Origin of the sequence: Vibrio gazogenes (assembly GCF_002196515.1) — a bacterium.
GTDB classification, from domain to species: Bacteria; Pseudomonadota; Gammaproteobacteria; order Enterobacterales; family Vibrionaceae; genus Vibrio; species Vibrio gazogenes_A.
The window spans coordinates 878,482-897,070 of record NZ_CP018835.1; the positions used below are offsets into that span (position 1 = coordinate 878,482).

The 18,589-nt window shown below is 45.4% G+C and carries 19 protein-coding genes; 7 read left to right on the plus strand and 12 right to left on the minus strand.

Features of this window, described 5'->3' with window-relative positions; genetic code table 11:
- The first annotated feature begins 39 nt into the window (after positions 1-39).
- Together BSQ33_RS03940 and BSQ33_RS03945 are read left to right on the plus strand one after the other, a co-directional pair.
- Positions 40-792: a DUF1853 family protein gene (locus tag BSQ33_RS03940; protein ID WP_232471969.1), complete on the plus strand. Its 753-nt coding sequence runs from the start codon at positions 40-42 to the stop codon at positions 790-792.
- Positions 793-906: 114 nt separating this feature from the next.
- Positions 907-1,302 carry a VOC family protein gene (locus BSQ33_RS03945; protein WP_088133328.1) on the plus strand — a complete coding sequence of 132 codons (396 nt, stop codon included), beginning with the start codon at positions 907-909 and terminating at the stop codon, positions 1,300-1,302.
- A gap of 132 nt (positions 1,303-1,434) precedes the next feature.
- Here the strand turns inward: BSQ33_RS03945 and BSQ33_RS03950 are convergent, their stop codons facing one another.
- The 3 genes from BSQ33_RS03950 to seqA all read right to left on the minus strand — a co-directional run bounded on the left by BSQ33_RS03950 (position 1,435) and on the right by seqA (position 4,700).
- The gene (locus BSQ33_RS03950; RefSeq protein WP_088133329.1) at positions 1,435-2,139 is read right to left on the minus strand and encodes a GH12 family glycosyl hydrolase domain-containing protein; all 705 of its coding nucleotides are present in this window, start codon (positions 2,137-2,139) and stop codon (positions 1,435-1,437) included.
- 221 nt (positions 2,140-2,360) lie between these two features.
- Positions 2,361-4,004 carry a phosphoglucomutase (alpha-D-glucose-1,6-bisphosphate-dependent) gene (gene pgm / locus BSQ33_RS03955; RefSeq protein WP_088133330.1) on the minus strand — a complete coding sequence of 548 codons (1,644 nt, stop codon included), beginning with the start codon at positions 4,002-4,004 and terminating at the stop codon, positions 2,361-2,363.
- A 111-nt stretch (positions 4,005-4,115) separates the two neighbouring features.
- A complete protein-coding gene (seqA, locus tag BSQ33_RS03960; protein ID WP_088133331.1) occupies positions 4,116-4,700 on the minus strand; it encodes a replication initiation negative regulator SeqA in 585 nt (194 codons plus the stop codon).
- A gap of 91 nt (positions 4,701-4,791) precedes the next feature.
- Here seqA and BSQ33_RS03965 point away from each other — a divergent pair, with 91 nt between their 5' ends.
- The 3 genes from BSQ33_RS03965 (at position 4,792) to fcrX (ending at position 7,016) form a co-directional block, all read left to right on the plus strand.
- Positions 4,792-5,589, plus strand: a complete 798-nt coding sequence (locus BSQ33_RS03965) for an alpha/beta fold hydrolase (protein WP_088133332.1) — start codon at positions 4,792-4,794, stop codon at positions 5,587-5,589.
- A 184-nt stretch (positions 5,590-5,773) separates the two neighbouring features.
- The gene (gene fldA, locus BSQ33_RS03970; RefSeq protein WP_072956630.1) at positions 5,774-6,301 is read left to right on the plus strand and encodes a flavodoxin FldA; all 528 of its coding nucleotides are present in this window, start codon (positions 5,774-5,776) and stop codon (positions 6,299-6,301) included.
- Positions 6,302-6,569: 268 nt separating this feature from the next.
- The gene (gene fcrX / locus BSQ33_RS03975; RefSeq protein WP_072956628.1) at positions 6,570-7,016 is read left to right on the plus strand and encodes a ferric iron uptake transcriptional regulator FcrX; all 447 of its coding nucleotides are present in this window, start codon (positions 6,570-6,572) and stop codon (positions 7,014-7,016) included.
- Positions 7,017-7,069: 53 nt separating this feature from the next.
- Here the strand turns inward: fcrX and BSQ33_RS03980 are convergent, their stop codons facing one another.
- The 3 genes from BSQ33_RS03980 to fabB form a co-directional block, all read right to left on the minus strand.
- A complete protein-coding gene (locus BSQ33_RS03980) occupies positions 7,070-8,083 on the minus strand; it encodes an aspartate-semialdehyde dehydrogenase (RefSeq protein WP_088133333.1) in 1,014 nt (337 codons plus the stop codon).
- On the minus strand, positions 8,080-9,213 hold the full coding sequence (locus BSQ33_RS03985) for a 4-phosphoerythronate dehydrogenase (RefSeq protein WP_088134524.1): 1,134 nt from the start codon (positions 9,211-9,213) through the stop codon (positions 8,080-8,082). Before BSQ33_RS03985 ends, BSQ33_RS03980 begins: the two co-directional genes overlap by 4 nt.
- 217 nt (positions 9,214-9,430) lie before the next feature.
- The gene (fabB, locus tag BSQ33_RS03990) at positions 9,431-10,642 is read right to left on the minus strand and encodes a beta-ketoacyl-ACP synthase I (RefSeq protein ID WP_088133334.1); all 1,212 of its coding nucleotides are present in this window, start codon (positions 10,640-10,642) and stop codon (positions 9,431-9,433) included.
- 141 nt (positions 10,643-10,783) lie between these two features.
- On the opposite strand from fabB, the gene mnmC reads away from it, so the two are divergent.
- Entirely contained in the window at positions 10,784-12,805 is a 2,022-nt protein-coding gene (gene mnmC / locus BSQ33_RS03995; protein ID WP_088133335.1) for a bifunctional tRNA (5-methylaminomethyl-2-thiouridine)(34)-methyltransferase MnmD/FAD-dependent 5-carboxymethylaminomethyl-2-thiouridine(34) oxidoreductase MnmC, read from the plus strand.
- A 99-nt stretch (positions 12,806-12,904) separates the two neighbouring features.
- Here mnmC and BSQ33_RS04000 read toward each other — a convergent pair whose 3' ends face one another.
- From BSQ33_RS04000 to prmB, 5 genes are all read right to left on the minus strand, one after another.
- Positions 12,905-13,432 carry an NADPH-dependent FMN reductase gene (locus tag BSQ33_RS04000; protein WP_088133336.1) on the minus strand — a complete coding sequence of 176 codons (528 nt, stop codon included), beginning with the start codon at positions 13,430-13,432 and terminating at the stop codon, positions 12,905-12,907.
- Between the two features lie 116 nt (positions 13,433-13,548).
- Positions 13,549-13,830 carry a YfcL family protein gene (locus BSQ33_RS04005; RefSeq protein WP_088133337.1) on the minus strand — a complete coding sequence of 94 codons (282 nt, stop codon included), beginning with the start codon at positions 13,828-13,830 and terminating at the stop codon, positions 13,549-13,551.
- A 125-nt stretch (positions 13,831-13,955) separates the two neighbouring features.
- Complete coding sequence (locus BSQ33_RS04010) at positions 13,956-14,486, minus strand: elongation factor P hydroxylase (protein WP_088133338.1); 531 nt, start codon at positions 14,484-14,486, stop codon at positions 13,956-13,958.
- A 139-nt stretch (positions 14,487-14,625) separates the two neighbouring features.
- Positions 14,626-15,711 carry a chorismate synthase gene (gene aroC, locus BSQ33_RS04015; RefSeq protein ID WP_088133339.1) on the minus strand — a complete coding sequence of 362 codons (1,086 nt, stop codon included), beginning with the start codon at positions 15,709-15,711 and terminating at the stop codon, positions 14,626-14,628.
- Positions 15,712-15,878: 167 nt separating this feature from the next.
- Positions 15,879-16,811, minus strand: a complete 933-nt coding sequence (gene prmB, locus BSQ33_RS04020; RefSeq protein WP_088133340.1) for a 50S ribosomal protein L3 N(5)-glutamine methyltransferase — start codon at positions 16,809-16,811, stop codon at positions 15,879-15,881.
- A 62-nt stretch (positions 16,812-16,873) separates the two neighbouring features.
- On the opposite strand from prmB, the gene smrB reads away from it, so the two are divergent.
- Positions 16,874-17,404 (plus strand): endonuclease SmrB, encoded by a 531-nt coding sequence (gene smrB, locus BSQ33_RS04025; RefSeq protein WP_088133341.1) that lies wholly within the window; start codon positions 16,874-16,876, stop codon positions 17,402-17,404.
- A gap of 50 nt (positions 17,405-17,454) precedes the next feature.
- Here the strand turns inward: smrB and flhB are convergent, their stop codons facing one another.
- The gene (gene flhB / locus BSQ33_RS04030; protein WP_088133342.1) at positions 17,455-18,585 is read right to left on the minus strand and encodes a flagellar biosynthesis protein FlhB; all 1,131 of its coding nucleotides are present in this window, start codon (positions 18,583-18,585) and stop codon (positions 17,455-17,457) included.
- Positions 18,586-18,589 lie beyond the last annotated feature (4 nt).

Here is an 18,589-nt window from a genome sequence, read left to right on the forward strand (position 1 = left end):
GCTACAATGACACCTGAAATACTTCAAGAGGCATTCACGATGGATTTAACTGCAATTGCCCAATGGGTCCGAGAGACGCCCGGATTATTTCTGGCAGCGCCACCGATAGAACCGTATTCACCGTTTACAGAGCATGCCACCGTCCCGATTTCATGGTCAGCGCACCCACATCAACGACTCGGGCTGCTCTATCAATCAGTCTGTTCAGATCTGTTTAAATCCAGCGCAACCTATACACTCACCGCAGAAGAAGTACAGATTATCAATAACGGCAAAACTCTCGGAGCTATCGACTTTATTCTCGATAATCAACACACATCGCAACAGGAGCATTGGGAAGTCGCGATCAAGTTCTATCTGCTCCATCAAGGGCTGTGGTTTGGTCCAAACGCGAAAGATCGGCTGGATATCAAACTCCAGCATATGCTCAACCATCAGTTACCGCTGTCTACGCATCCCATCGTTTTACAACAATACCCCCAATGGCAGGTGGCATCGCGACATCTCCTGATGCAGGGGCGACTTTATATCAATCCGTTTACGGATGCGCCAATCCCTCAGGATTGTCTGGGTTACACCTTGAATCAAACTCAAATCCGAGGCCACTGGTGCTATCAGGCTCAGTTTAGCCAGATCCGTGAACCCCTCTACTTACTGAAAAGAGACCAGTGGATGACCGGACGAACAGCAACTAACCAGCGTTACGAGCCAGATGTATTGGAACGGGCTGTTCATTGTCAGTCAGAAAGTGGGAAGTTCTGGTTTATCGTGCCGGATCACTGGCCACAGTAGAGAATGCACATTATCTCAACCGCCCATACAGTGATAAAAACTGAGTTTATACTTTGCCCATTAAATCTGAGCATTTCAGAACCCAAGAGACATGAATAGAGAAGGAACAAAAATATGTTCGATCACCTCAGTACCTACGCAACCGACTATGAAACAACGAAAGCATTTTATGCCGCAGTCTTTGCCCCACTCGGTTACTCTCTGCAAATGGAATTGGTCGCTGAATGGAATGAAGCATTTCCACAACAACGTATGTGTGCCTTCGGGCCACAAGATAAACTAGCATTCTGGATTATCGAGACGAAAGAGTCATATACGCCACGTCATGTGGCCTTTTCAGCAGCTTCACGTCAGCTTGTTGATCAATTTTATGCCCAAGCTATCGCACATGGTGGTCAAGATAACGGCAAACCGGGACTCCGCCCCATGTACCATGAACATTACTATGGTGCCTTTGCTCTGGATCCTGACGGGAATAATGTCGAAGCGGTCTGTCATGATCCGGAGTAAGTTGTTCATCTTGTCGTGTATCCCCAAATGATCTCAGGATGCAGTTTCAGCGAGAATCACCGGGTACAGAACTCATCATACTGACCAGAATCTGGTCAGTATGATTCAACCGTTTTAATCACAAGAGCTTAATTAATAACAGGATAGTGAATAGTTACCGACCCGGAAATCTTCACCGTTGGGAGAAGATGTGATTTCAAACCCAAACTGAATCTGGTGAAGGTTTGCATCACCAAACCAGCCTCTTGAGCGAATCCATTTTGAAATTGCTGCAATATCAACGGTGCCTGAGCGAGTGTTACTGGTGCGTACAAAGGAAAAAACTTCATTAACATTGTTACTACCGCGATACACATTCCAGGTATGTCCACCGAGATTCACATTACGATATGCCGGAACCGGGCGCCCATAAGCATCATAATTATAAGCAATCGGCGCAACGTCACCACGATAGTTCATCCATAACATCACTTCATAGCTGTAATTGTCATACCAGAGATCATAATCGGCAGAATAAGCACCAGACGATGGAACATCAATCTGGAAAGAACTGCGGCAGGTATTCAGCCGGCTGACCCGGATATTCTGTTCAAAAGATACATTCGGATAAGATTTGATTCCTCCGGTATTCGGATGCTGTGCCCAGACTCCCCAGTTGTTATAAGAGTTTACCCACATACATTGAGTTCCAGAGCCCTGTCCCCAGATATTATTATATAGTGTATAGCCATTATTGTTATAAGTTCCCCACCGGTCACAACTCGACCAGTTTGCACTGTATGCATTTGAAACAAACAGTGCCGCTAACAATATTCCCAGCCATTTGATACGTTTCATTTAGTTATCCTCTATTGGTGTATACAACAGACTTTATTTTTTACATTGGTATAACTGAGCATATTTTGCTCATCACCGGAGAGAATATAATGCAGCGCAACAAATATGAACAAAGACTCATAAAAAATTTATATTTTTCTGGGGGCGGTTTGATTTCGGGAAAAACGAAGGGAGTACCGAAGCACTCCCTTGTATCTTATTGAGACAAATACAGATTAAAACTAGACACCAGCATCGGCAAAAACCTGATTGACGATTTCCTGAGCTTCTGATTCGATCTGTTTCAAATGTTCTTCACCTTTAAAACTCTCACAGTAGATCTTGTAAATATCTTCAGTCCCAGAAGGACGCGCAGCAAACCAGCCAAATTCAGTCGTCACTTTTAGTCCACCGATTGCAGCACCATTTCCCGGGGCATGAGTTAGTCTTGCCGTAATTGGGTCTCCCGCCAGTGTCTGAGCAGACACCATTTCTGGAGATAACTTTTTCAAGACTGCTTTCTGCGAACCGGTTGCGACAGCCTGAAGACGGCTATATTTCGACTCACCATGTTTTGCAGCCAACGCTTCATAGTACTGCTGCGGATTTTTCCCGGTCACCGCGGTGATTTCAGCAGCCAATAAGCAAAGAATAATGCCGTCTTTATCCGTCGCCCATGGGGTTCCGTCAAATCTTAGGAAAGAGGCCCCGGCACTTTCTTCGCCGCCAAAACCAAACTCTCCAGCGAACAGCCCATCGACAAACCATTTAAAGCCAACAGGAACCTCACACAACTTCCGGCCTAAATCGGCAACAACACGGTCAATCAATGCACTGGAAACCAACGTCTTGCCAACAGCGACATCAGCTTTCCAGTTACGGTGGCGATACAAATAATCAATACAAACCGCCAGAAAATGATTGGGGTTCATCAACCCTTTCGGAGTCACAATTCCGTGACGGTCATAATCCGGGTCATTGCCAAATGCCAGATCATATTGATCTTTCAGCGCCAGCAATCCGGCCATTGCATACGGCGAAGAACAATCCATCCGGATCACACCATCTTTATCGAGTGACATAAACTGAAACGTCGGATCAATCGACTCATTGACCAGTTCTAAATTTAACTGATAAGTCGCTGCAATTTTCCGCCAGTATTCAATGCCGCTGCCCCCGAGTGGATCAACACCAATTTTCAGATTGGCCTGTTGAATCGCAGACATATCAACCACATTGACGAGATCATCAACATATGGCATCACTAAGTCCTGTTCAACATAGTATTCTGATGCCATTGCTTGCTGTAACGGAATCCGTTGAACCGTCGCTATTCCATCGGCAATAATTTCATTCGCCCGATTTTCGATCGCTTGCGTAACTTCACCTTCAGCCGGACCACCATGCGGTGGATTATATTTAATCCCGCCATCTTGAGGTGGGTTATGAGAAGGCGTAATCACAATCCCATCCGCTTTTTGCGTATGCTTGCGGTTATAGGTCAGAATTGCGTGGGAAATGCCCGGGGTTGGGGTATACCCCTGCTCAGCCTGAACAATCACCTGAATACCATTGGCGACTAAAACTTCAACAACACTGGAAAATGCACATTCCGACAATGCATGGGTATCTTTGCCAACAAAAACAGGACCTGTGATGCCAGCCTGACTTCTCACTTCAGCAATCGCTTGGGTTATCGCCAGAATATGATTCTCATTAAATGAAGATTTTCCAGAAGTGCCTCGGTGTCCCGACGTACCAAACTCGACTTTATGTGCCTTTTCAGCAGCATTAGGCTTAAGACGGTAATAATCAGAGACAAGCACAGGAATATTTTGCAAATCGTCATGTTGTGCTTGCTTTCCAGCTCTCGGGTGAATAGACATACGACATCCTTGGTTTCAAAATAATAGTTATCTAAACTCACAGTATTTCAAAGAACAGCGTCTCAAATATAAGAAAACCTCATCAGCAATGATGAGGTTATAAAATTTCATTTAAATTGAAAGCGTTACTTTGTCGATTAGATCAGACGGGAAATTCATTCGGACCATCAGCTGCTCGATCATCTGCTGCTTACGACTGGTATTATTATTGGTAATCACCCAGAAAGGTGTATTAGGAATCGCTTTCGGTTTGGTCGTTTTACCGCTTGCCAACAAGGTCTCCTCATTGTCAGCAAAGTAAACCCGTTTTCGACCCTTCACATCCATCGCTTCGGAAAAACTAACCGAATCAATATGATAAAGTGTAGAAAGCACCAACATAAATCGATCAATCACTTTTTTCTGAGCAGCAAATTCATCGGAGATCAACAACTCACGAATAACCTGAACACCCGATAATTGTGATTCTCTTCCTGCATCTTTACTGACGGTGATACCTTGAGTACCAGCCTGGTCTTGTGGGTGCACCGATTCATTCGGCACAGATGGAGCAACGTGAGAAACAGGCAGAGACGGTGCTTCCTGACCATCGACATTCAACAACCGACGTAATATATCCGACGCACTCTCACCGATGTGGCATGTCTGACTCGCAATATAACGGTATAATTCCTCATCAACCTCAATTGTTTTCATTCGCTTTTCACAATCTCTATGTTTAAACTCTTTGGGATTATAGCGAGATCTTTTACGATACACCACGATAAACCGAATACAAACAGAGAAAATGTCTACACAACTTCACTATAAAATTGAAGGGGATGGGTCACCGATTATCCTGCTACACGGGCTGTTCGGCAGCTTGGATAATCTTGGTTTACTGGCCCGAGACCTAAAAAACGACTATCAAGTCATTCGTCCCGATTTAAGAAATCATGGGTTGTCTTTTCAAGCAGAAGCGCATAATTATGAACTAATGGCTGAAGATGTCGCTCATCTGATCCGCTCACTCAACCTGCCGCCAGTGGTATTAATCGGCCATTCGATGGGCGGGAAAGTCGCGATGAAGTTGGCAGCACTCAATCCTCAGCTCGTCAGTGAGTTGGTTGTGATTGACATGGCTCCGCTGAAATATCATGAACGTCATCACGATGATGTGTTTGCCGGATTATTCGCTGTACAGGAAAAGCACCCGCCAAACCGAGAAGCCGCGATGCAAATCTTGGCTCAACATATTGAGCCAGAATCGGTTCGCCAATTTTTAGGCAAATCACTTTATAAAGACGGTGATAAAATGGCATGGCGTTTTCAGGTTGAGGCACTATATAACAATTACGAGCATATTCTTGACTGGCAACCGATTCAGCCAGTACAAATGCCGACACTATTCCTGAAAGGCGGCGATTCTGATTACATTAATTCAGATGCTCAAACGCCGATTCTGGAACAATTCCCTCAGGCAAAAGCGCACATCATTGCGAACACTGGGCATTGGCTTCACGCAGAAAAACCTCAGGACGTGTTGAGAGTCATCCGTAAATTCTTATTCAGTAACAACGGAATCCATCAGCAATCCACTTCCTGATGGTGCATTAACTTTAATGAACAACAGTGGTATAGTTCGCGCAATCATCAGATCGAAATGGGCATACTGAATCACTCAATCCAGATAATGCGGTAACGAACCGTACATGATGACAATCATACAGAGATGAATTTTCAGGGTTCCATCCCATAAGTAGACGACACATATATAGGGTAATGATTTTATGGCAAGTGTAGGTATCTTCTTTGGTAGTGATACAGGTAATACTGAAGCCGTTGCAAAAATGATTCAAAAGCAACTTGGTACAAAATTAGTTCATGTGCAAGATATTGCCAAAAGCAGTAAAGAGGACATTGACAACTTTGACTTACTGCTGTTTGGCATCCCCACTTGGTACTATGGCGAAGCACAGTGCGATTGGGATGATTTTTTCCCAGAGCTCGAAGGAATTGATTTTTCAACAAAACTGGTTGCAATTTTTGGCTGTGGCGATCAAGAAGACTACGCTGAATATTTTTGTGATGCCATGGGAACGGTTCGGGATATCATTGAAAGCAAAGGTGCAACAATTATTGGTCATTGGCCGACGGAAGGCTATGAATTTGAAGCATCCAAAGCACTGGTGGATGATAACAACTTCGTCGGTCTATGTATTGATGAAGATCGTCAGCCGGAACTCACTGAAGATCGCGTCAATCGCTGGGTCAACCAAGTCTACGATGAAATGTGCCTTTCTGAGTTAGAAGACTGATTTTTATTGATAAAAGACCTATGCTTACAATGAATGTTCAAACTTTGGACAGGCTTTGACAGTTCAGGTCTTTTTATTTACCGATGGATCTTATAAAGTACAATTATCACTCGCATCTATATGTGGAACAAACTGCATAGTTTGTCACGCTCTCAGGAAAGATACAATATCCTTTAAAAGTTAGTGGTTTATTGTTGGCGGTGACTAACCTATAATAATTTAAATCATGAAACGCTGTTACTGATGCAGATCATCAACAGGAAAATATATGTCTGATAACAACCAAGCACTCAAGGATGCGGGCCTGAAGGTCACTCTCCCTCGGTTAAAGATTCTCGAAGTTTTGCAGCAGCCGGAGTGCCAGCATATTAGTGCTGAAGAACTGTATAAGAAACTGATTGATCTTGGCGAAGAGATTGGTCTGGCTACCGTTTATCGAGTTCTTAACCAATTTGACGATGCAGGTATCGTGACTCGCCACCACTTCGAAGGCGGAAAATCTGTATTTGAGCTATCAACACAAGAGCATCATGATCACCTTGTTTGCCTTGATTGTGGAGAAGTGATTGAATTCTCTGATGAAGTTATCGAAGAGCGCCAAAGAGAAATTGCTTCTCAGTATAATGTACAACTGACCAACCACAGTCTTTATCTTTACGGTAAATGTCGTGAAGGGAGTTGCAAAGATAACCCTAACGCGCATAAACGTAAGTAACGTAAGTAAAAAAAACCACCGATAAATCGGTGGTTTTTTTATCCTATTCTGAATTACAAATAATCCCGAACAAGAATTTCCGCAATCTGAACCGCATTGGTTGCAGCGCCTTTACGGACATTATCAGCAACGACCCATAGGTTAATCCCCTGATGGTGACTGATATCATTACGAATCCGACCAACAAAGACATTATCCTGTCCACCTGCATGACCAACCTGGGTCGGAAAATCTTCACCAGAGAACACCTCAATATTCTCAGACTGGCGCAGCAAATCAGCCACCTGATCCGCATCAATCGGTGTACGGGTCTCCACGTGTAACGCTTCTGCATGGCCATAAAACACAGGAACCCGAACACAAGTTGGATTGACCTGAATCGTTGGATCATTGAAGATTTTCTGAGTTTCCCACACCATCTTCATTTCTTCACGTGTATAGCCATTATCCATAAAGGTATCAATCTGAGGAATACAGTTAAATGCAATCTGCTGACTAAACTGATTTGGCTCCGCAGGTACGCCATTCAATAGTCTGGCAGTTTGCCCGGCGAGTTCATCAACGCCCGATTTCCCTGCACCAGAAACCGATTGATAGGTTGAAACATTGATACGCTCAATCCCGGCGGCATCATGGATAGGCTTCAACGCAACCAGCATCTGTATCGTTGAACAGTTAGGGTTAGCAATGATGTTACGATTACGAAATTCTGCGATCGCTTCAGGATTCACTTCAGGAACAACCAGCGGTATATCATAGTCATAGCGGAACTGAGATGTATTATCGATAACAACAACCCCCGCATCCGCAGCGATTGGTGCCCATTTTTCCGACAGTTCTCCCCCGGCAGAAAAGAGAGCAATATGAGCCTGAGACCAGTCAAAGTCTTCAACGTTCTGAACATACACCGATTTGCCGTTAAATCGGTAGCTTTTTCCTTCACTGCGCTCACTCGCAAGCAAAAAGAGCGTTTCTACAGGGAACTGACGTTCCTGAAGAACTTCAATCATTGTCTCACCGACAGCGCCTGTGGCACCGAAAACAACAACGTTAAATTTTTGGCTCATGGTGTTACCTCAATTTGAAAACCTAATTCTGACAGCGGACTCAAATGACAATCCTGCTGACCAGTTATTTTTATTGCACCGTATTCACGACGATCCCAATAGTTTTTACGCATGGCATCGAAGGCCCCCGGTTGGGTAATGACTCTTCTAAATAACGCATCATCTCGACGCACGTCATAAACTAAATGGATCAAATTCACGAGCGTTGCTTCATCCCAAGCATGAGACAAACACACTTCAGAGATCGGAGCAACCGGTAAAAGCTTATTCGGACTTGCCCAGAAATCACTACCGAGGAAAGTACAATAGCTGTTAAAAATCATCGTTGTTCCGCGCGCCTTGCCTTCCAGACCGTAACCAGCAATATGTGGTGTCGCGAAAGCAAGCAATGGCAGCAACGCCATATCAACTTCTGGTTCAAACTCAAATACATCTAAAACCGCTGTAAATCCATCCTGTTGCTGCAAACGACTTTTCAGCGCAGCATTATCCACAATCGGCCCTCGGGCCGCATTAATGAGAATCTGATCAGCCCGAAGATGATTGAGTCGCTGCTTATCCATCAAGTGATAAGTTGGCCAAGCGCCATCTTTCACCAACGGCGTGTGTAAAGTAATCACATCAGCCTTTTCCAACAGCGTTTCCAGTTCAGTAAACTGGCGTGGATCACCTTCAGCTTCTTTAGGAGGATCATTGATCAATACGTTTAAGCCAATACCACACAGACAATCCGCAAGATAACTGCCAACCTGCCCGGCACCGATAATACCAATTGTTTTATCAAAAACAGAGAAGCCCTGCTGTTGTGCAAGCACCATGAGTACACTGAATACATACTCAGCGACCCCTACTTTGTTACACCCCGGTGCAGCGGTAAAGAAAATTCCCCTTTCCTGCAACAGTTTCTGATCGACATGATCCATACCTGCTGTTGCTGTACCGACAAATTTGAGCTTATTCGCCTTTTGCAGTAATGCATCATTGACCTTCGTTACAGATCGAATCATTAATGCATCAACATCTACTAAGTCATCAGCGGTTAAATCACGTCCGGATTTTAGAATCACGTCACCCAACTGACTGAATAGTGCTTCAGCATAGGGCATATTTTCATCTATGAGGATTTTCATACCTGACATCATCTTTTTTCTTTTTCGAAATGAATTAAAGAAGGATTGTACAGAAAGTCGGAACACGGTTCGATATAAATGTTTGATACAAAAATACTCGGTATCATATGACACCGAGTATTTCATTGAATGATTCAGTTTAAGTATATCACTTACAACGATTGAACAGGCAGAACGTCAGTCACTGCACAAAATCGTCGTGTAAGAGGCTGGACAATTACCCCTGATACTTGCGCATCAGTAAGGTTGCATTTGTCCCACCAAAACCAAAACTATTCGACATCACTGTCGTCAGTTCCTGCTCTCTGCTCTCTGTGACAATATCCAGCCCTTGTGCCGCTTCATCAAGATTCTCGATATTCACACTTGGTGCGACAAAATTATGCTGAAGCATCAGCAGAGAATATATGGCTTCATGGACCCCTGCCGCCCCTAACGCATGACCTGTCATTGCTTTTGTCGCTGAGATAGCAGGGCTTTTGCCACCGAACACTTCCTGAATGGCATGGAGCTCTTTGACATCCCCGGCAATCGTTGATGTGCCATGCGTATTGATATAATCGACGCGATCAGTATTCTGCATCGCCATCTTCATACAACGCACGGCGCCTTCACCTGAAGGTGCAACCATGTCATAACCATCCGAAGTGGCACCGTAACCAACGATTTCACCATAGATAGTGGCACCACGAGCCAACGCATGTTCCAACTCTTCAACGACAACCATACCGCCACCACCGGAAATGATAAATCCATCCCGATCTGCATCGTAAGTACGAGAGGCGCGCTCTGGTGTATCATTATATTTGGTTGACAACGCACCCATCGCATCAAACATCATGGTCATTGTCCAATCCAGTTCTTCACCCCCGCCGGCAAAGACAATATCTTGCTTACCAAGTTGAATGAGTTCTGCTGCATGACCGATACAATGAGCAGACGTTGAACATGCTGAACTCATACTATAATTCACACCGCGAATCTTAAATGGTGTCGCCAGACAGGCAGAAACAGTCGATGACATTGTACGTGTAACCATATAAGGACCAACGCGTTTGACCCCTTTTTCACGCAATGTATCAACAGCAAGAGCTTGGTTCAATGATGATGCACCACCAGAACCGGCAACAACACCAGTTCGGTCGTTTGAAACCATATCTGGTGTCAATCCGGCATCAGCGATCGCTTGTTCAAGTGACAAATAAGCATAAGCCGCAGCGTCTCCCATGAACCGCATTTGCTTACGATCAATCAAAGTTGATGGATCAATTTTCAAATCACCCCATACTTGAGAACGCAGACCTTTCTCTTTAAACTGCTCAGACGCTGTAATACCTGATTTTCCAGCTTTCAAAGATGCCAGAACTTCTTCGACATTGTTACCGATACTGGAAACAATACCCATACCGGTTATTACAACTCGTTTCATATAAGATCCCTATTCTTTAAAAAATTCGTATAATTTCGCTAAGATGATAGCTGACAAAGTTCATTGAAGTGGTCAGCTTTCCAAGAAATTCGTACAATTCATTCACCGTTAGTATACCGCCCATAAAAGAAAAACGCAGCTATGACTAAAATAACCAACGCCAAACTCGACTGGAACGAGGTCGGAACTCCCGTATCCGGAGAGTTTGACGACGTCTATTTTTCGAATGTGAATGGACTTGAGGAGACAAGATACGTTTTTCTTCAAAAAAATCAATTACCTGAGCGCTGGGAGTATTTTAATCGGTCAAGATTTGTGATTGGAGAAACAGGATTCGGAACCGGGCTTAATTTTCTCGCGACATGGCAAGCATTTGACCAGTTTCACCGTCAACATCCGGACGCCCCGCTTCAGTCACTTCACTTCATCAGTTTTGAAAAATTTCCGGTAAGCCGGGATGACTTAATCAAAGCGCATCAAGCTTGGCCGGAACTGGCAGATTATGCGGCAGAACTCCAACAACATTACCCGCTGGCAGTGCCGGAATGTCATCGAATCACACTCGCTGACGGTGCCGTCACGCTCGATCTGTGGTTCGGTGATATTCATGACTGTATGCCTTTAGTCCCCGTCCCTCAAGACGGCCTGATAGATACGTGGTTTCTTGACGGTTTTGCGCCAAGTAAGAACCCCGACATGTGGAATCAGCAGCTGTTTGATTACATGGCAAAACTAGCCAAAGCGGAAGCAACTTGTGCAACATTTACGGCCGCGGGTTTTGTCCGGCGAGGATTGATCGAAGCTGGTTTTTCGATGCAAAAAGTCAAAGGGTTCGGTACCAAACGAGAGATGTTGGTCGGTACAATTGTAACACCGACCGGATTCACCAATATGCTGCCATGGTATGCCCATCAGTCGGTTCCTGATTTAACGGATGTCGCCATTATCGGGGGCGGCATCGCCAGCGCCACATTAGCAAAAACCTTAAGTCGCCGAGGAATTCAGGTCACGCTTTATTGTCAAGATGACCAAGCAGCACAAGGTGCATCAGGTAATCGTCAAGGGGCGATCTATCCGCTGCTGAATGCCCAACATGACCCATTATCCCGCTTTTTTGCCGCCAGTTTTTTATATGCGCGACAATTTGTTGAACAGCTACACCGTGACGGGCTCGATTTTGATTATCAGTGGTGTGGCGTCACCCAGCTGATGTGGAACGAACAGGCGCACAAAAAATTGAATCCCATCGCAACGGGGCGTTTCCCGACAGACTTGGTCACCGGTCTGAATGCTCACCAGACTTCAGCAACACTGGGTTTACCGGTTACATCGGAAAGTCTTTACTATCCGCTTGGCGGCTGGATTTGTCCCGCACAGCTCACGGAGCAACTACTATCATCATTACAGGCATCCGGCCGGCTCAACACCCATTTCCACACCCAAATTGATCAACTCCACTGGGACGCCCAGACATCGGTCTGGCAACTCCATAGTGCGGATCAAATCTTCCGTCATCAATGTGTCGTCATTGCCAACGGACATCAGTTTGATCAGTTTCCCCAGACTCAAACACTCCCACTCGCTCAAGTCAAAGGTCAAGTCAGTCATATCCCGACAACGGATACGCTCAATCATCTCAACACTGTACTTTGTTACGATGGTTATATGACGCCCGCCAATCCAGCCAACCAACAGCATTGTATTGGTGCCAGTTATGATCGCCAGAATATTGACATCGACTTTGACCCGAGCGCGCAAATACAAAATCGAGACAAGCTACGAACCTGTATACCGGACCAATCGTGGCCGGATGACGTCGATATTTCACAAAATCAATCAAGACAAGGGATTCGCTGTGTCAGCCGTGATCATCTGCCTTTTGCCGGTAATCTGGGTGATTTGCAAACCATCAAAACACAATATCATGCATTAGCGACTCAAACGGCGCAATCCGCCCCCCAAATTCACCATTATCCTAATCTTTACGGGATGTTAGGGCTCGGTTCCAGAGGATTAAGCTCCGCGCCACTGCTGGCAGAATGTCTGGCCTCTATCATGTGTGGCGATCCACTGCCGCTATCTGTCGATTTACTAGAACGTATTCATCCCAGCCGAATGTGGGTCAGAAAACTGCGCAAAGGCAAAGCCGTGATGGCGTCATAATCCCACAATCAACTCCCGTTAACGACAAAAAAAATCACCCGAGGTTTCCCTTCGGGTGATTTATGTTTGGCCGAAACCATCAATCAGAACCCGCAACGATTATCCCTGTAAGGTTTTAACCGCTTGCTCAATCTCAGCAGCAATCGCCGGGTTAGTGACTTGACCTTTTTCTATGTCAAAATTGTCGTAAAAGCTCGGTACGGAAATCGATGCTTTTACATTACCGCCAAAGAAGCTGGCAGAAGCAGTTGCAGCAGCCAATACCGACTGAGCGCCACCGGGGCCCGGAGATGTCGCTAAATAAACCGCAGGTTTACTCTGAAAGATATTCGGCTCAATCCGAGTCATCCAATCAAACAAATTCTTATAAGCTGCCGGATAATGGCCGTTATGCTCGGCGTAAGAAATAACGAATGCATCCGCCTGCGACAAATCATCCAAAAAAGCCTTCGCGCCTTCTGCATGACCGATCTCTTTTTCTAAATCTTCGCTGAACATCGGCACTGAATAATTGTTGATATCAAGGACCTGAACGTCAGCACCTGCGACCAAATTTGCCGCATAAGTTGCTAATGCTTTATTAATCGAAGCTGAACTTGTGCTCGCACCAAATGCAATAATTTTCACCGTTATTACCTCTTCATCATCCTATAGTATGTTCAGAATAAGCCTTCATCGCCATGGCAACAACCGCAAAAATTGTATAGATACATTCAAATAATTAGAATGACCATCACTGCGATTTACGGTGCCTTGGCAAAATCCATCTGAGACAGTAGTCTTTCCCATAGTTGTTGAACAATCACGCGGTCAGCCGGTGCCAGCTCAGAACGGGCGTGGTCCAGACTGGTTTCGATCCGTGTCTTCAGCTCAGCCAGTTCGGTAACACCTTCATCTTCACATGAAGCAGCAGCCAGTGAGATATGCCCACGCAGATAACCACCGGCAAATAACTCATCATCAGAAGCGTGAGCAATCCCATCATCGATTAATGCCAGCATTTTTTCTTCAAATTCAATAATCATTTTATACTCTTCATTGCCACGACAGTGACTGATTGTTTGACAGCGCAACCATATAATTATCCTGATTGGGAGCACAATATGATTGGCATCGATCCTGTGTCAGACGAACATTATTTCACAACAAATTATTTCACAACAAATAGCGCAGGAGACAGCGGGGCCGTCTGATAAAAAGTTCGTAATTCATCAGCCAGCAGACCAACCCGTTCGGGGAGCCCCTGATGAAGAATCTGCATCACCTCATCATGAACTTTCACCATAAATTGCAGTCGATCCGGCTCAAAGTCACCATTCAGATTGTCACAGCTCACCGAAAAGGGAAAACCGGCACTGACTGAAAGAATCCATTCATAAGCCTGAGGGCGAATCTCCACCTGCTCAAACGCAGCCTGAACTTCCCGAGTCCGACCATCGGGTTCATACCAATAGCCAAAATCTTCCAACAGCCGTCGCTCGGGCCCTGCAACACACCAATGCGCAATTTCATGCAGTGCGGAAGCGTAAAAGCCATGCGCAAAAACGATTCGGTGATAAGGAACCGAATCATTCGCCGGTAAATAAATAGGTTCATCATCCCCGGCTACCAAACGCGTCTGATAACGTTCAGCAAAGGTCTGATTAAAAATATTGATTAAGTCCTGATAGTGATGACCCATGATTTACTTGTTCTGTTGTAACGACGGCGTGCATTTTCCCGTTTTTCCCATGAGAGGTAAAGTCTCGCCATAAAAAATGCCCTCCGAGGAAGGCATTTAAGCAAGATTTTACGCAAAAAATTCGCGCAGAAAAAGCGGATCAGATTTTTGGCGTCTCAGTTACGACATGCTGATTCTGACCTCGGTGGCGCAGCAGGTGATCCATCAAAACAATCGCCAGCATCGCTTCCGCAATCGGAACCGCACGAATACCGACACATGGATCATGACGCCCTTTGGTAATCAATTGTGTTTCTTCACCCGTTTTCGTGATTGTGTCACCGGGAATCGTAATACTGGAGGTCGGTTTCAGAGCAATATTGGCGACAATGTCTTGCCCTGTTGAAATACCACCCAGCACGCCACCAGCGTGATTACTGCCAAAACCGTTCGGTGATAATGTATCCCGGTGCTGACTGCCTTTCTGTTGGACGACCGCAAACCCGTCACCGATTTCAACACCTTTCACCGCATTGATACTCATTAATGCATGTGCAATATCTGCATCCAAACGGTCAAAAACCGGTTCTCCCAATCCAACTGGTACGGATGTCGCTACAACCTGAATTTTGGCCCCCACAGAATCGCCCTGTTTTTTCAGTTCTCGAATCAGCGCGTCAAATGGTTCGACTTTATCAACATCCGGACAGAAAAAAGCATTGTTTTCAATTTCATCCCAGTCAACTTTGTCGATAGAAATATCACCCATTTGTGACAGATAGGCACGAATTTCAATGCCATATGCCTGACGCAGATATTTCTTGGCGACGGCACCGGCAGCCACACGCATTGCAGTTTCACGTGCAGAAGAGCGACCACCGCCGCGATAATCCCGAATGCCATACTTTTGGTAGTAAGTATAATCGGCGTGCCCGGGGCGGAATTTATCTTTAATCTCTGAGTAATCTTTAGACCGCTGATCCGTATTTTCGATCAACAACCCTATCGAGGTACCGGTTGTTTTTCCCTCAAATACCCCAGACAAAATTTTCACTTCATCCGGTTCTCGCCGCTGTGTGGTATAACGAGACGTTCCCGGACGACGTCTGTCGAGATCGACTTGCAAATCAGCTTCCGTTAATTCGAGTCCCGGTGGGCATCCGTCAACGATACATCCCAGAGCAAGACCGTGACTTTCTCCAAACGTCGTTACACGGAAATGTTGCCCGATACTATTTCCTGCCATGCACTTTCCTGTTTATTAATGTTGTGAATAACTATTTTTTATGTTGTGATTTCTGGCGAACCAATCAGGCTCATGAGACCGACATTCACGATACGTGGCCTCATAGTCGCTTGATTCTGATTTGATGTAAAGCCGCAATCCCCGCGCTTCCCGCTCATCAAATCACTTTAATCACGGTAGTCAGAAAAATGCTCAGCACATTCAACTAACTGTTGGCGAGTCAGCATAAAGACCCCATGACCACCGTTGGAAAACTCCAGCCATGTAAACGGAATATCCGGATACTGAGCCATCATATGCACCATTGAATTACCGACTTCGCAGATCAAAATCCCATGCTCCGTCAAATAGTCCGGTGCATTAGCAAGGATTCGGCGGACTAATTCTAATCCATCTACCCCTGCCGCCAGACCAAGTTCCGGTTCATGTTCAAATTCCTGCGGTAACGAATCCATGTCTTCTTGATCGACATAAGGCGGATTAGAGACAATCAACTCATAAGCGGCTTTGGGTAAATCCCTGAACAGATCAGAGCGCATGGGAAAGACTTGCTGTTCCAGCCCATGATCCTGAATATTGATTTCAGCAACCGCCAGCGCGTCAGTAGAAAGATCGACAGCATCCACTTCAGCTTCAGGGAACATATGCGCACATGCAATGGCAATACAGCCACTCCCCGTACAGAGATCCATGATTTTATTCGGTGTTTCAGTCAGCCAAGGCTGAAACTGATTTTCAATCAATTCACCAATCGGAGAGCGCGGTATCAGTACCCGTTCATCCACAAAAAATTCCAACCCACAAAACCAAGCCTTATTCGTCAAATAAGCAACAGGCTTACGTTCTTTAATACGCTGAATCACCCGCTCGACAATACCTGTTCTTTCACTCATCGTCAGACGAGAACTTAACACATGTGAAGGCGCATCGATCGGCAGATATAAAGTGGGTAAAATCAACTGAACGGCTTCATCCCAAGCATTATCGGTCCCATGACCGTAAAATAGTCCGGCAGCGTTAAAGCGACTGACCGTCCAACGAATCATATCCTGAAGCGTATGAAGCTCTGCGACTGCCTCATCGACAAAAATCTTATCCAAAATTGCCTCCAAAAAGCGCTACAATACTGCTTATCCATATTTAACGAACATATGAACAGCGAATGAGTGACCACGACCCATATCAGGATGATGACTCAAGTTTATTCAACGATGCAGTAAAGGGCGTAAAAAAGTTGCATCAGGATACCATAGTCCGGCAACCAAACAGAAATGCCAAACACAATTTAACACGCCGCAACACGCGTGATACCGATGATAATGAGTTCTATTTTTCTGATGAATTCGAGCCACATCTTGATCACGAAGGACCGACGCGCTATGCACGCAGTGACGTCTCCAAGTATGAGGTCAAGCGGCTACGTCGGGGCGTTTATGTACCGGACGTTTTTCTCGATATGCACGGTATGACTCAAAAAGAGGCGAAAAGAGAGCTGGCTGCAATGATCGCCTACTGTCTCAAAGAAGGTATCCATTGTGCCTGTGTTCAGCATGGGATTGGTAAACACATTCTGAAACAGAAAGTCCCCTTGTGGTTGGCCCAGCATCCTGACGTCATGGCTTTTCATCAGGCACCGTTAGTCTTTGGCGGCAATGGTGCGTTACTGGTACTGCTGTCGATTCCTGAAAAATAGAACACAAACGGCAATATAAAAATAACGAGCAGCATCCCCCCTGTCGGACGCTAATAATTCATATCGGTTGGAATGGTCATCGCTTCTTCATTCAGTTTTGGCCGTTTACCACCACGTCGCCGATACTGCCGCAACTGAAACACATAAGCCAACACTTGAGCCACCGCTAAAAACAGCCCATCAGGGATCTCTTGCTCTAATTCGGTGGTATGGTAAAGCGCACGCGCCAATGGGGGGGCCGGTACAATCTCAATCTCATGTTCTCTGGCAACCTCCCGGATTTTCAGGGCAAGATGATCGATACCTTTTGCAACCACAATCGGTGCTTTATCACTATTTTGCTTATACCGCAGTGCAACAGAGAAATGCTCCGGGTTGGTGATAATAACATCCGCTTGAGGTACATCAGCCATCATTCGTCGCTGCGCGGCTTCTCTTTGCAGCATCCGGATCCGACCTTTTACTTCAGGTTTCCCTTCCGTGTCTTTGTATTCATCTTTGACTTCCTGTTTCGTCATTTTTAACTGATTGGCGTGCTGCCAAATTTGAAAAGGAATATCAATCGCGACCACAATCAGTAAAGAACAACTAATCAACAGCACGAAATTCAATAAGATCTGCAACGCGTGATAAATATTTTGCGGAAAGGCATCCAGACTCAACTGAAATAGATCGACTTTTTGACTATTAATCAAAAAGAAAGCCGCACCGGCAACCAGTGTAACTTTCAAAATAGACTTGAGTAATTCAACCCAGCTTTGCAAACCAAACATACGTTTGAGTCCACTAAGCGGGTTTAATTTTGACATTTTAGGACGGGCGGCTTCTGCCGAAAAAGAGATGCCACCAACACCGGTTGCACCAAAGAGCGCAGCAATAAACAGCGTCACCAGAATCAATATCATCGGTAAAATCAGTGTCACCAACGAGCCGGATAAAACATCGAACAGTTTCGGCAGGTCAAAGATCTCTTCACGGCTCAAAGTAAAGAGCCGTCCCATCGACACATACAAGGCTTTCGCTAAACTTTCGCCAAACCACATCAGTGCGATCGCACCGACGACCAGTACCGACACGGACGCTAACTCTTTTGAGCGGGCAACCTGCCCTTTTTCTTTCGCCTGTTGTAGCCTTCGGGGCGTGGCGTCTTCGGTACGTTCTTGTCCGTCAGACTCAGCCATGATC